Origin of the sequence: Alistipes megaguti (genome assembly GCF_944320325.1) — a bacterium.
Taxonomy (GTDB): Bacteria; Bacteroidota; Bacteroidia; order Bacteroidales; family Rikenellaceae; genus Alistipes; species Alistipes megaguti.
The window spans coordinates 82,734-96,543 of record NZ_CALUHA010000001.1; the positions used below are offsets into that span (position 1 = coordinate 82,734).

Annotated in this window: 9 protein-coding genes; 8 read left to right on the top strand and 1 reads right to left on the bottom strand. The window is 60.7% G+C overall.

Annotated elements, in window-relative coordinates:
- The first annotated feature begins 22 nt into the window (after positions 1-22).
- Positions 23-496, top strand: a complete 474-nt coding sequence (locus PUQ42_RS00330; RefSeq protein ID WP_122120001.1) for an Lrp/AsnC family transcriptional regulator — start codon at positions 23-25, stop codon at positions 494-496.
- Positions 497-599: 103 nt separating this feature from the next.
- Here PUQ42_RS00330 and PUQ42_RS00335 read toward each other — a convergent pair whose 3' ends face one another.
- Complete coding sequence (locus PUQ42_RS00335; protein ID WP_273369851.1) at positions 600-1,169, bottom strand: RNA polymerase sigma-70 factor; 570 nt, start codon at positions 1,167-1,169, stop codon at positions 600-602.
- Positions 1,170-1,456: 287 nt separating this feature from the next.
- Between PUQ42_RS00335 and PUQ42_RS00340 the strand changes: the two genes are divergently transcribed.
- The 7 genes from PUQ42_RS00340 to PUQ42_RS00370 all read left to right on the top strand — a co-directional run bounded on the left by PUQ42_RS00340 (position 1,457) and on the right by PUQ42_RS00370 (position 13,808).
- Positions 1,457-2,398 carry a FecR family protein gene (locus PUQ42_RS00340; RefSeq protein WP_122119999.1) on the top strand — a complete coding sequence of 314 codons (942 nt, stop codon included), beginning with the start codon at positions 1,457-1,459 and terminating at the stop codon, positions 2,396-2,398.
- A gap of 151 nt (positions 2,399-2,549) precedes the next feature.
- Positions 2,550-5,933: a SusC/RagA family TonB-linked outer membrane protein gene (locus PUQ42_RS00345; RefSeq protein ID WP_122119998.1), complete on the top strand. Its 3,384-nt coding sequence runs from the start codon at positions 2,550-2,552 to the stop codon at positions 5,931-5,933.
- Positions 5,934-5,945: 12 nt separating this feature from the next.
- Positions 5,946-7,574, top strand: a complete 1,629-nt coding sequence (locus PUQ42_RS00350) for a SusD/RagB family nutrient-binding outer membrane lipoprotein (RefSeq protein WP_273369853.1) — start codon at positions 5,946-5,948, stop codon at positions 7,572-7,574.
- A gap of 37 nt (positions 7,575-7,611) precedes the next feature.
- A complete protein-coding gene (locus PUQ42_RS00355) occupies positions 7,612-8,631 on the top strand; it encodes a glycoside hydrolase family 18 (protein WP_162992821.1) in 1,020 nt (339 codons plus the stop codon).
- Positions 8,615-9,865 (top strand): DUF1735 and LamG domain-containing protein, encoded by a 1,251-nt coding sequence (locus tag PUQ42_RS00360; protein ID WP_273369855.1) that lies wholly within the window; start codon positions 8,615-8,617, stop codon positions 9,863-9,865. The genes PUQ42_RS00355 and PUQ42_RS00360 overlap by 17 nt, the downstream gene beginning before the upstream one ends.
- Before the next feature lie 44 nt (positions 9,866-9,909).
- On the top strand, positions 9,910-11,865 hold the full coding sequence (locus PUQ42_RS00365) for a BT_3987 domain-containing protein (protein WP_273369857.1): 1,956 nt from the start codon (positions 9,910-9,912) through the stop codon (positions 11,863-11,865).
- A gap of 83 nt (positions 11,866-11,948) precedes the next feature.
- Positions 11,949-13,808, top strand: coding sequence for a BACON domain-containing protein (locus PUQ42_RS00370; RefSeq protein WP_273369859.1), 1,860 nt, complete (start codon positions 11,949-11,951; stop codon positions 13,806-13,808).
- Positions 13,809-13,810: the final 2 nt, after the last annotated feature.

The following is a 13,810-nucleotide window of genomic DNA, read 5'->3' on the forward strand; positions in this document are numbered from 1 at the left end:
AACCGTTAAATCTGTTCAAGCCATGGCTAAAACCGCGTTGGACGCGATTGACCGCAAGATTCTGAAGTACCTCATCAAGAATGCGCGCATGCCGTTCCTGGAGATCGCCCGTGAGTGCGGTATCTCGGGTGCGGCCATTCACCAGCGGATCCGCAAGCTCGACGAAGCGGGTGTAATCCGCGGCAGCCGGCTGATCGTCGACCCCAAGGTGATGGGATTCGACGTCTGCGCCTATATCAGCATCCTGCTCAAGGATCCGCAGCTGCAGGCCCATACGGTCGAGGAACTGAAGAAGGTCGACGAGATCGTCGAGTGTCACTACATCACCGGCAAGGGCAACATCCTGGTGAAGCTCTATTGCGTGGACAACGAACACCTCATGCATACGATCTTCGACGGAATTCTGCGCATTCAGGGCATCGCCACCACCGAGACCAACATCTCGCTGCAGGAGGTCTTCCAGCGTGAGGTGAATATCGACTTCATCGACGAGTGACCCCTTCCCGCAAGGGTTTCGGAAACGATAGCGGGCGGCGTTTTTCGAGAAACGCCGCCCGCTTTTTTGCGTGTACGGGTGTGCGGCCGGCGCACGGAGGGATCTACCGGCGCATCGACAGCAGGATGAGCAGGATCGGAAGATAGTCTTTCAGTGCGAGGCGGAGCGTCTGCAGCGTGGCCTGGATTTCGCGGGCCACCTTCCAGACCGAAATGCCGTATTTCTGGGCAATCTCCTCATAGGTCTTGTGCTCGAAACGGTTGTCGCGGAAGATACACCGCGTCAGTTCGGGCAGCGATTGCAGCTGCTCCTCGAGAATGGTCTGGATCTCGCTCGAGAAGATCAGGTTGGGATCGTAGCTCTCGAGCGACGCCAGATCGTACTGCATCAGCCGGCTGGAGGTGTCCTGGAGGTCGCCCCGGATCTTCGAGCGCGTCTGCATGTCGCGCAGGTAGTTCAGACACTTGTTCTTGACGATCGTATAGAAGTAGGCCTCGCAGACGGTCTCTTCGGCCAGCGTCTCGCGTCGCTCCCAGAAGGTGACGAAGCTGTCGTTGACCAGATCCTCGGCTGCGGCGCGGTCCCGCACGAAGCGCATGGCAAAATTCGCATACTTGGCCCGTTCCTGATGGAAGGTGTCGCAGAATCGGCGTATGTTTGTGTCCAAGGTCATCGTGAGGTGTGTCCGGATCGGATCTCAAAAATACGATTTTTTCCGCAAATAATACGCTCTTCGAGTTTTCTTGGTGGTCCGGATGGAAAATCAGGTGGATGAAATCTGTTCTTTGAAAAATATTTTGACGCCCGTTTTGGTTGACCAACATTGCAATATGCAGATATACAGTGTGTTATAAAATTAAAATTTCTGCAAAATTTATTAAAATAATTTATTTGCATTTTGGGTGCCAAACATTGCGGGCCGGCGTGTTATATAGTCGAATCGACCATCGAAGATACGACATGAAGGAAGAACTGCTATATCGCTATTTGTCCGGCGAGACGACCGAAGCGGAAAACGCGGAGATCCTCGCCTGGCTCGACAGCGACCCCGAAGCTCATCTGCACGAACTGAACCGGATCCGCTACATCTGCCAGGCGGCCGACGAGGCGCTTCTTGCGGTTGCACGGCCCAAACGCCGTCGGGCACCGCTGCTGCGGCTGGTCCGCTATGCGTCGGGCGTGGCGGCCTCGTTGCTGCTGCTGGGCGGCGTGTGGTACTTCGCTTCGCGCACGACGGCCGACTCCATCTCCGACCGCATGGCCGTGGTCGAGGTCCCCGACGGACAGTATATCCGCCTGACGCTGGAGGACGGAACCGCGGTATGGCTCAACGCCGGAACCCGACTGGAGTATCCGGTGGTCTTCAACCGCAGCAAACGGCAGGTGAAGATTTCGGGTGAAGCCATTTTCGATGTGACCCATGAGGCCGACCGTCCGTTTGTCGTCAAGACGTTCGTCTCCGAGATCGAGGTGCTGGGCACGCGCTTCAGCGTACATACCGACGAGGAGCGCAACCTCTTCTCGACCACGCTGATGCAGGGCCGCGTGAAGGTGGTCAACCTGAACGACCCCTCGCAGACGATGCTCATGGAGCCGAACGACATGGTGAGCCTGGTCGACGGCCGCTTCTGCAAGAGCCGTGTGCAGAACTTTGCCGAAACGAGCTGGACCGAGGGGCTGATCCATCTGGAGAGCATGCCCTTCGACGAACTCATGGAACGCTTCGAACGGGCCTTTGCCGTGCATATTGTGCTGGAGTGCGATCCGCTGCCGGTCGTGGACATCATCAGCGGCGAGATCCGCGTGTCGGACGGCATCGACAACGCCCTGAGCGTTCTGCAGCAGATAGTCGACTTCACCTACGAACACGACTATACGCACAATACCATATACATCCGATAAAATACCGCCAGCCTATGAGATAACCCAAACGACCGAATTTTCCCGGGCTGTTATCCGAAAAAATCGGCCCCGAAGATGTGCGAGATCTCCGGAGCCGGGATAATAGTCAAGTCATCCTGAACTCAGTAACCTATTATCTTTCTACAAAAGTATGGAAAAAATAATATTCCGCCAAATCAGGAATATATTTCTTGCATTCTCCATCTGTTTGATCCTCTTGCCGATGGCATTGAAGGCCCAAACGGCGAACATCACCCTCGACATGCAGAACGTTCCGCTCGAGGAGGTGATCAGCGAGATCGAAAAACAGACCCGCTACCTGTTCATCAACCAGAACGTCGAGGACATTACGCGCCGGGTCAGCATCCGGGTGGAGAACACCCCCGTCGACAAAGCGCTGGACAAACTCTTTGCCGGAACCGACATCGGCTACAAGATCCAGCAGACGAACATCATCATCTTCAAGAAAAACAAGGCCGCAACGGCAAAGGGTCCCGTCACCGTATCGGGCGTGGTGCGCGATGCGGCAGGGCTGCCGGTGATCGGTGCGGCGGTGATCGTCAAGGGGACGACCATCGGAACCAGCACGGGCATCGACGGCGACTATACGCTGCAGATCCCGGCCTCGGAGGCCGGTGATCCCGTGCTGACGGTCAACTACCTGGGCTATCAGCCTCAGGAGCTCTCCCTGGCCGGACGCACGCAGCTCGACTTCACGCTTCGCGAGGAGTCGCAGGTCGTGGATGCCGTCGTGGTGACGGCCCTCGGCATCAAGCGTTCGGAGAAGGCCCTTTCGTACAACGTCCAGCAGGTCTCCTCCGAGTCGGTGACCGCCAACAAGGACGTCAACTTCATCAACTCGCTCAACGGCAAGGTGGCCGGTGTGAACATCAACGCCTCGTCGTCGGGTGTCGGCGGCGCCTCGAAGGTGATCATGCGCGGTCAGAAGTCCATCTCGCAGTCTTCGAACGCCCTGTACGTGATCGACGGTGTGCCGATGTTCACCACGGCGCGCGACGGCGGCACGGAGTTCGGATCGCAGGGCTCGACCGACCCTATTGCCGACATCAACCCCGAGGACATCGAATCGATCTCGGTGCTGACGGGTGCCGCGGCTGCGGCCCTCTACGGTTCGGATGCCGCCAACGGCGCCATCGTCGTGACGACGAAGAGCGGCAAGGCCGGCGTGCTCTCGGTCAACGTGGCCAGCAGCGTGGAGGTGATGTCGCCCTTCGTGCTGCCCGCGTTCCAGAACCGCTACGGCACGGGTGACCTCAATTCGGCCATCGGTTCGGAGGTCCGCAGCTGGGGCCGCCGCCTCAACGCCTCGAACAGCCACGGCTACGACCCCGCTGACGACTACTTCCAGACGGGTGTCACCAATACCGAGAGCGTTTCGCTGTCGGCCGGCACGGAGAAGAACCAGACCTACTTCTCGGCTGCGGCGATCAATTCGCGCGGAATCGTCCCCAACAACCGTTACGACCGTTACAACTTCACGTTTCGCAACACGACGTCGTTTCTCAAGGATCGCATGAAGCTCGACGTCGGGGCCAGTTACGTGCTGCAGGAGGACCGCAACATGGTCAATCAGGGCGTCTATTCGAACCCGATCGTCGGCGCCTACCTCTTTCCGCGCAGCGGCGACTGGGAGGACATCAAGATGTATGAGCGTTACGACGCCTCGCGCCGCCTCTATGCCCAGTACTGGCCGGTGGGCGATGCGGGCATGACGATGCAGAACCCCTATTGGATCAACTACCGCAACCTGCGCGAAAACCGCAAGGACCGTTACATGCTCAACGCCCAGCTGTCGTACGACGTACTGGACTGGCTGAACGTTTCGGGCCGCATCCGCGTCGACAACTCCCAGACGCAGTACACCGAGAAGAACTACGCAACGACCAATACGCAGCTCACCGAGAAGTCCGAGCGCGGTCTGTACGGCATCACGAAGATGACCGACCGTCAGGTCTACGGCGACCTGCTGATGAACATCAACCGCACGTTCGGCGACGACTGGTCGCTGCAGGTCAACCTCGGCGGATCGTTCTCCGACATGAAGAACGATGCGCTGAAGAACCGCGGACCGATCGCCGACGGCAAGATCTCGGACGAGGATCCGGGTCTGACGAACGTCTTCAACGTGCAGAACCTGAGCAATTCGCGCAGCACGCAGCGGCTGCAGAGCGGCTGGCGCGAACAGACGCAGTCGCTCTTCGGATCGGCCGAGGTGGGCTTCAAGGGAACCTACTATCTGACGCTTACGGCCCGCAACGACTGGCCCTCGCAGCTGGCCGGTCCCCACTCGAAGGCTTCGTCGTTCTTCTATCCGTCTGTGGGTCTGTCGGTCGTGCTGTCGCAGCTCATCCCGAACATGCCCGAGAACCTCTCGTATGTCAAACTGCGCGGATCGTTCGCCTCGGTGGGCGTCGCCTTCGAGCGCTACATCGCCAACCCGCTCTACCAGTGGGACGAGAGCGGCCTGAAGTGGCAGCTCCAGACCCAGTACCCGATGTACGACCTGAAGCCCGAACGCACCAAGTCGTTCGAGGTGGGTCTGACGATGCGCTTCCTGCGCCACTTCAACCTCGACGTCACGTACTACAACTCCCATACGCAGAACCAGACCTTCAGTCCGCAGATCTCGATCGGTTCGGGCTACTCGGACTGGAAGGTGCAGTCGGGTAACGTCCGCAACCAGGGTATCGAGCTGGCGCTGGGCTACGGCAACGAGTGGGGCGACTTCTCATGGGACTCGAACTACACCCTTTCGCTCAACCGCAACAAGATCCTCTCGCTGGCCGGCCGGATCTACAACCCCGAGGCCGACGAATACATCTCGGTCGACCAGCTCGACATGAACGGTCTGGGTCAGGCCCACTTCATCCTCAAGGAGGGCGGCACGCTGGGCGACCTCTACTCGCTCATCGACCTGAAGTACGACGACAACGGCCGCTACTACATCAACGAGGAGGGTACGATCCCCACCGAGACGATCAAGGATGCCTCGAGCTATGTCAAGCTGGGTTCGGTGCTTCCCGATGCCAACATGTCGTGGCGCAACGATTTCCGATGGAAGAACCTTTCGTTCGGATTCATGGTTTCGGCGCGTCTGGGCGGCGTGGTCTTCTCGCGTACGCAGGCCGTGCTGGACTACTACGGCGTTTCGGAGGCCTCGGCTGCGGCGCGTGATGCCGGCGGCGTGTGGATCAACGGCGGCGACGTGATGGATGCCAACAGCTGGTATACGGCCATCGGCGGCGGTACGTCGGTTCCGCAGTACTACACCTACTCGGCTACGAACGTGCGTCTGCAGGAGGCCTCGATCGGCTACACGATCCCGAAGAAGAAGCTCGGCGACGTGTGCGAAATCACCCTCTCGCTCGTGGGCCGCAACTTGTGGATGATCTACAACAAGGCGCCGTTCGACCCCGAATCGATCGCCACCACGGGCAACTACTACCAGGGTATCGACTACTTCATGATGCCGTCGCTGCGCAACATCGGTTTCAACCTGCGGCTCAAATTCTAAAGATCCCCAACTATGAAATACAACCTTTTGAAAACGGGGGCGCTCCTGGTGTCCGTACTGGGCGCGGCATGCACCTCGAACTACATGGATATCAACACGAACCCCTACGAGGTCTCGAAGGATCAGATGCAGACCGACGGCTATGCCGTCTCGGCCGCACTGAAGGCGCTCTGCGGCACGGTGGTCTCCACCGACGTCAACACGGCCCAGTTTACGGACTGTCTGCTGGGCGGCACGCAGGGCGGTTACTACGCCGATTCGAACAGCGGCTGGGCCACGACCATCTCCAACTACAACCCCACGGACGACTGGTCGCGTGTCTTCATGGCCAGCGACAAGATCATCCCGACGCTCTATCCCAACTTCAAGCTCCTCGAAAACCTCACGGACGACCCCGTGACGCTGGCCATCGCCCGCGTCATCAAGGTCTGCGCCATGAGCCGCGTGACCGACACCTACGGCCCGATCCCCTATTCGGCCATCGGTGAGGACGGCAAGATCCAGGTGCCCTACGATTCGCAGCAGGAGGTCTACCGCCGCATGTTCGAGGAGCTGAACGCCGCCATCGCCGTGCTGAAGGAGAACCGCACGGGCGGCATTTCGGCCGAGGTCGATCCCGTCTACGGCGGCAGCGCCGAGAAGTGGGGACGGCTGGCCAACTCGATGAAGCTGCGTCTGGCCATGCGCATCGTCTATGCCGACCCGACGACGGCCCGCGAGATGGCCGAAAGCGCCGTCAGCCTGGCCGACAACGGCCTCGGGGTCCTCGCCTCGAACGACGACAACGCCATGCTCCCCGCCACGGCCTTCGGCAAGGACGGCAATCCGCTGATGGCCGCCTGCAAGTACAACCAGCCCGATGGTACGTTCACCGGCGGCGATACGCACGCTGCGGCCGACATCATCTGCTACATGAACGGCTACCGCGACCCGCGCCGCGAGAAGTATTTCGTCAAGTCGGAGTGGCCCGGGGTCGATTATGTGGGTCTTCGCCGCGGCATCGAGATCCCGTCGCTCAACTCCGTGGGCCGCAAGTACTCGGGCGTGAACTTCGTCAACGGTAGCTCGACGCCCGTGCAGTGGATGAATGCCGCCGAGGTGGCCTTCCTGAAGGCCGAGGCCCGGGCCGTCTTCGGATTCGACATGGGCGGCGAGGCCGGCGACCTCTACAACGAGGGCATCCGCCTCTCGCTCGAACAGTGGGGCGTGGGCGCCGAGTTTGCGGCCTACACGGCCGATGACGGACGCCTCCCGCAGTCCTACACCGATCCCGCCGGCACGAACTCCTACAGCACGCCGCTCTCGACGCTGGGCGTGGCCTGGGACAACGCCGCGACGAAGGAGCAGATGCAGGAGCGCATCCTGATCCAGAAGTGGATCGCCAACTTCCATCTGGGCAACGAGGCCTGGGCCGACTACCGCCGTACGGGCTTCCCGCACCTGATCCCCGCCACCGAAAAGGGCAACAAGAGCAACGGCAAGGTGAAATCCGAACTCGGCGCCCGCCGCATGCCCTATCCCATGGCCGAATATACGAACAACGGCGAGAATGTCCGTCAGGCGCTGACGCTGCTCGGCGGCCCCGACGAGATGGGTACGCGCGTATGGTGGGACTGCAACCCCGCCACGATGAACGAGTAATCCGCCGGAACGAAACACGAAAAACATGAACTGCGATATGAAAAAAGCATTTATGCCGGTCGTGCTGGGCGTGCTGCTGATGAGCGGTGCGTGCGGCGACTGGACCGAGCCGGAGAATCTGGATTTCCGCCGTCCGACCCCCGAGGAGCAGAATCCCGAGGCCTACGGGCACTATCTGGCTGCGCTGCGCGACTACAAGCAGCAGCCGCACAAGGTGTCGATGATGACCGTCCGGGGTACGAGCGAGCGCCCGACGCTGCAGACCCAGCATCTGACGGCCCTGCCCGACAGCATCGACTTCATCTGCGTGGAGCAGGCCGAGGGGCTGCATCCCGTACTGGCGGCCGAAATCGGCGAGGTGCTCGCCGCGAAGGGCACGCGCACGCTCTGCATGGTCGACTACGCGACGATCGATGCGTCGTGGGCCCTGCTCGAGGAGGCGCGCGAGGAGGCCGGCCAGCCCGCCGGAACCGACGAGGAGTATGCGGCCTACTATGCCGAACAGACCCGTCGCCAGCTGGCCTGCTGCGACGCTTCGGGCTTTGCCGGAATCGTCGTCTCGTACCAGGGCCGCCGGGCCACGGATCGCGACATCAGCGGCCAGAACGCCTTCATGGGAGCCGTTGCCGAGTGGCGTGCGGCCCATGCCGGACAGCTGATGTTCCTGCGCGGCAACACGCAGAACCTGCTCGACGACTACAAGCCGCTGCTGCTGAAGAGCGACTACATCATCGTCCTGGCGGAGTCGTTCAAGACCCCGGCCGAACTGACGCGTGCCGTGCAGCGCAAGCTCGACAGCGACGACAACTTCCCCTCGGACCGCTTCCTGCTGGAGGTCAGCATCCCCTCGCTGGAGGATCCCACCCAGGTGGGTGCCACGGCCCAGGTGGGTGCCGAGTGGGTGGTTGAGGCCGAGGAGGGCTTCACGAAGTGCGGTCTGGGATTCTCCAACGCCCAGGACGACTATTACAACGCCACGCGGATCTACAACAACATCCGTCAGGCCATCCGTATCATGAACTCCAATACCGCAAACGACCATGAAGAGAACCTCTAAATTCGTTTGGATGGCGTGCGCCGCGCTGGTGATGCTGGCCGGCTGCAAGCAGAACGACGAACTCAAGCATCATTACGACAATCAGGTCTTCATTTCGGCCTCGTCCTTCGCCAGCGACGTGCGCATCGAACGGACGTCGGACCAGGTGGACAAGGAGCTGACGCGCAGTGTGACGGTGGCCATGGCCCGTCCCGAGGCATTCGATGTCGAGGTGACCTTCCGCGCCGCCCCCGAACTGCTCGACACCTACCGCGAGGGCTATTACGATGAGGCGGTCGAGCTGCTTCCCGCCGTGCATTACGACCTCGCGTCGGCCTCGACGCGCATCGAGAGCGGCAAGGTGACGAGCAATCCGCTCGATATCCGCTTCGTAAAGCTCGACGAACTCGATCTGACCAAGCGTTACGTGCTGCCGGTGACGATCGCCTCGTCGAATCTGGCCGTGCTGCCGAGCGCCGGAACCCTCTATTTCGTCTTCCAGAAGGCCTCGCTGGTCAACGTCGTGGCCGACCTGAACGGAAACAAGGCCTGGCCCGAATGGAGCGAGGCGACCGGACCCGTCAAGGATATGGAGAGCTTTACGATGGAGGGGCTGGTCTTCTTCTACGAATTCAACAACGACGCCACGAGCCCCATCTCGACGATCATGGGCATCGAGGATACCTTCCTGATCCGTGTGGGCGACTCGACCATCTCGAAGAACCAGTTGCAGGTGGCCTTCGGCAAGCAGAAGGAGGGGGCCGAACCCGGCGCCACGCCCGATCGCGGCACGGTCTCGAGCACGGCGATGCAGCTCAAGGTCAACCGCTGGTATCACGTGGCCGTGACCTTCGACCGCGGTGAGATCCACGTCTACCTCGACGGTAAGGAGCGCGCCTCGGGCTCGTCGACGGGCATCGGGCTGACGAAGGTCAACTTCGCCGTGCCGCACTCCGACGAGATGGACTACAAGCCGCGCTGCTTCTGGTTCGGCTATTCGTACGACGACAAGCGTTCGCTCAACGGCCGCATCGCCGAGGTGCGGATCTGGAACCGGGCCCTGTCGGCCGAAGAAATCAACGCCGAGAACCACTTCTACCGCGTCTCCCCCGAGACGGCCGACGGTCTGGTGGCCTACTGGAAATTCAACGACGGCCAGGGCAAGAGCGTCAAGGACTACGGCCCCAACGGCTACAACCTGACGGCCGATCACGACCTGGCATGGGTCGATGTCGCCCTGCCCGAGGGAAAATAACCCCAATGCAAAATCACTAACCTTATTTATAATCAAAAACTGCAATGAAAAAGAGATCATTATGGCTGTTGCTTCTGACGGTGATCGGTCTGACCGGAATCTTCACCTCGTGCAAGAGCGATGAAAATGTCGACAAGATCAACACGCTGGAGGTGACCCCGTCGTCGACCATCCAGTTCAAGGCCTCGGGCAACACCCCCGTGACGCTGAGCGTGAAGACCGATGCTTCGTCGTGGAGCTTCACCGCCCCGGAGTGGATCGAAGCCAAACAGGAGGGGACCACGCTGACGCTCTCGGCCAAGGACAATCCGACGGACGGCTCGCGTTCGGGCCGTATCGAGATCACGGCCGGCACGGCCCAGGCTGTGACGATCAGCGTGACGCAGGACAAGCGCGCTCCGGAGGATCCCGATGCGCTGAGCGTCGATCCGACCGACGACATCACCTTCAAGGCCTCGGGCAACGAACCTGTGGTGCTGACCGTCACGACCAACGCCGAGTCGTGGGCCTATGAGGTTCCGGAGTGGATCCAGGCCACGAAGGAGGGTGACAAACTGACGCTCTCGGCCGAGGCAAACCCCACGACCAGCACCCGCTCGGGCCGCATCGAGATCTCGGCCGGCTCGGCTCAGACCGTCTACATCAACGTGCTGCAGGAAGCCGGTGACGGTACGGTCGAGGAGGGTGTCAAGGGCTTGCTGAAGAACACCTCCGGCGATGAACTCTCGACGACCATCACCACGATGGACGCTCTGAAGAAGACGGTCCGTTTCGAACTGGCCGAAGCCGCCGAGAAGGAGGTTCAGGTGGAGATCGTGGCCGACGAGGCTTACGTGGCCGAGTACAACTTCATCCACCGCACCAACTACGTGGCCTATCCCGCGTCGGAGGTCTCGGTCGAGGGCGGCAGCGTGACGATCCAAGCCGGCAAGACGGCTTCGAACGACATCACCGTGACGGTCAAGACCGACAACCGCGAGGCGCTGCGCAACAACGTCGAGTACATGCTTCCGCTCACCGTGCGGGCCAAGACGGGCAATGTCTCGCTGTCGGGCGACGATGTGCGGGTCAACTACTTTTTCTCGCGCCAGTGCAAGAAGGAGGTGAAGAACATCCTCTTCTTCGAGGTCAACAGCACCAACCCGCTCAATGCGCTGGAGTATCGTCTCAAGGATGGTTCGATGTTCTTCGACGCCGTGGTGCTCTTCTCGGCCAACATCCGCTGGAACGCCATGTCGGATGAGGTCTACCTGCACAACAACCCCAACGTACAGGCGCTGCTCGACGGTTCGGAGGTCTATCTGCAGCCGCTGCGCAAGGCCGGCATCAAGGTGCTGCTGGGCCTGCTGGGCGACCATACGCCGGCCGGTGTGGCCAACCTGACGGATTACGGCGCCAAGATGTATGCCAGCGACGTGGCCAACGCCATCAAGCAGTATCAGCTCGACGGTGTGGCTCTCGATGACGAGTACACCGAAGGTTCGGGTTCGTCGGCCTGCTTCGCCGGAAACTCCACGACGGCCGCGTCGCGTCTGGCCTACGAGCTGAAGATGGCTATGAAGGAGAAGTGCAACTGGGATACCTACGTCTGCACCTACCAGTACGGGACCTTCTCCCAGTCGCTGCCCGCCTACAAGGGCCAGAATCCCGGTTCGTTCATCGACATCACCGTGGCCGACTATCCGGTCGGTGCCGCCTTCGCCTACTCCGGCATGGACAAGAGCAGCTGCGCCGCCCAGTCGATCGAGCTGAACCTCAACCGCGGCAACGTCAGCGCAGCCTACGGTGCCAAGGAGAAGGGCTACGGATGGTTCATGTGGTTCGCCTTCGATCCGAGCCCCACGTCGAACATCGAGAACAAGGAGGGTTCGGTTCGCGCCTTCAAGGAGGCGGCCGACGGCCTCTACGGCATGGATCTCGTCGAGCCGACGGGCTACTACAAGAAGGTGACCCCGGGCGGTGACGTCGGCGGTTACGACCCCACGCGCTACGAATTCTGATCCGACACATTCCCTTTAAAACCAACCTTTGACGGCCTCCGCACGCGAGGTGCGGAGGGCCGTCTTCCCCAAAAACCGATAAAATGAAGAAATTTTTGCTTTTTGCTGCGGCTCTGATGGTGTTCAGCGGTTGCAAGAAGGAGGATAACAGCGTCAATACGCCTCCTGTAGTCGACAAGGTCTCGATCGCTCCCGAGAGCGAATCGTTCACGAGCGAGGGCGGTACGACCGAGGTGATCGTCACCTCGTCGGGCGAATGGACCCTCACGGGCGACTACGACTGGGTCAATGCCACGCCCCGCAAGGGTAAGGACGGCGACGTGGTGAAGTTCACCGTACAGCCCAATACCACCCAGGAGGAGCTCAAGGGTGAATTTACCTTCACGGTGGGCAAGGCGACGGCTGCCTTTAAGGTGACGTGTGCCAAGGCCGAGGAGAAGCCCGTCGAGGATAAGATTTCGGTCTTCCCGAAGAGCATCGATGCCGAGTCGGAAGGCGGCCGCTTCGAGGTGACGGTCACCTCGTCGGGCGACTGGGAGCTCACGGGCCAGGCCGACTGGGTCGAGGCTTCGCCCCTGAAGGGCAAGGATGGTGACAAGGTGGTCTTCCAGGTCAAGGCCAACGAGTCGCTCGAGGCCCTCTCGACCAAGTTCACCTTTACGGTCGGCAAGCAGACCTTCGAGCTGCCCGTGACGTGCAAGGCCACGGACTATTTCCTGACGCTGACCTCCGAGAAGGAGGTGTCGGTGCCGCAGGCCGGCAAGCAGATCGAGGTGGTGCTCGATTCGAGCGATTCGTACCGCGATCTGACCTACACGATTTCGTCCGAGGCGCAGTCGTGGCTGACGTACGACATCACGCTGGCCGGCGAGGGTGACAAGGGTGCCAAGATGTACTTCACGGCGGCCGAGAACACGACCTTCGAGGGCCGCACGGCAACGATCACCATCAAGGGTACGCACGATACTCCGGTTGTCGAGATCCAGGTTTCGCAGGCTCAGAAGGACAACATCTCGACCCCGCAGACGGAGCTGAACATCGGTCTGGAGGGCGGTCAGCTGGAGATTCCCGTGACGGCCAACGTCACCTACGAGGTGCAGCCCTCCGACAGCTGGATCACCTACAGCGGACGTCAGGGTGACATGGAGCGCTTCATGATCGAAGCGTCGGGCGAGCGCCGCGAGGGTACGATCACCTTCAAGGGCGGCGATGCCGAACTGGTTGTCAAGGTGACGCAGAAGACCCAGGCGCTGATCGAATGGGTGGTCAACATGGAGGACAACTGGGCCGGTCCCACGGAGTGGAAGAACCCCTCGGTGCTGAACAACCTCTCGCAGTTCACCATGGAGGCCATGGTGAATATCGCCGACTTCAAGTCAATCAAGGAGATTACCACCATCATGGGTGTCGAGAACTACTTCCTGCTGCGTCTGGGCGACGGCCAGAACGTCAGAAACAACATGCTTGAGGTGGCTCACCGCGACGGCGCCGTGATCGCCCAGTTTGAGCTGATTCCGTTCATGATGCAGGGCCAGTGGATTCACCTCGCCGCTACCTTCGATCAGGGTCAGGTGACGCTTTATGTCAACGGTGCATCGTATGGTTCGGGCCGCATCTCGTCGATGTCGTCGGCCAGCTTCGGCTCGCCGCGCGCCTATCCCGATTCGGACTACAACCGCCTCTTCTGGGTGGGTTACTCCTACAGTGCGGAGCGTGGCCTGAAGGGCAAGATGTGCGAGGTGCGCATCTGGAACAAGGTCCTCTCGCCGGCCGACTTCAAGGCTGCGAACCACTTCTACTACGTCGATCCCGCATCGGAGGGTCTGGTGGCCTACTGGCGCTTCAACGAGGGGCAGGGTACCACCATCAAGGACCACACCGCGAACGGCAACGACCTGGAGATGAACAAGGCTCCCCAGTGGGTATCGGTTTCACTGCCCTAACG

What these genes read in the sequence shown, in the direction of transcription:
- PUQ42_RS00330 (WP_122120001.1), top strand. Translation starts at nt 23, where the DNA reads ATGGCTAAAACCGCGTTGGACGCGATTGACCGCAAGATTCTGAAGTAC.
- PUQ42_RS00335 (WP_273369851.1), bottom strand. Translation starts at nt 1,169, where the DNA reads ATGACCTTGGACACAAACATACGCCGATTCTGCGACACCTTCCATCAG.
- PUQ42_RS00340 (WP_122119999.1), top strand. Translation starts at nt 1,457, where the DNA reads ATGAAGGAAGAACTGCTATATCGCTATTTGTCCGGCGAGACGACCGAA.
- PUQ42_RS00345 (WP_122119998.1), top strand. Translation starts at nt 2,550, where the DNA reads ATGGAAAAAATAATATTCCGCCAAATCAGGAATATATTTCTTGCATTC.
- PUQ42_RS00350 (WP_273369853.1), top strand. Translation starts at nt 5,946, where the DNA reads ATGAAATACAACCTTTTGAAAACGGGGGCGCTCCTGGTGTCCGTACTG.
- PUQ42_RS00355 (WP_162992821.1), top strand. Translation starts at nt 7,612, where the DNA reads ATGAAAAAAGCATTTATGCCGGTCGTGCTGGGCGTGCTGCTGATGAGC.
- PUQ42_RS00360 (WP_273369855.1), top strand. Translation starts at nt 8,615, where the DNA reads ATGAAGAGAACCTCTAAATTCGTTTGGATGGCGTGCGCCGCGCTGGTG.
- PUQ42_RS00365 (WP_273369857.1), top strand. Translation starts at nt 9,910, where the DNA reads ATGAAAAAGAGATCATTATGGCTGTTGCTTCTGACGGTGATCGGTCTG.
- PUQ42_RS00370 (WP_273369859.1), top strand. Translation starts at nt 11,949, where the DNA reads ATGAAGAAATTTTTGCTTTTTGCTGCGGCTCTGATGGTGTTCAGCGGT.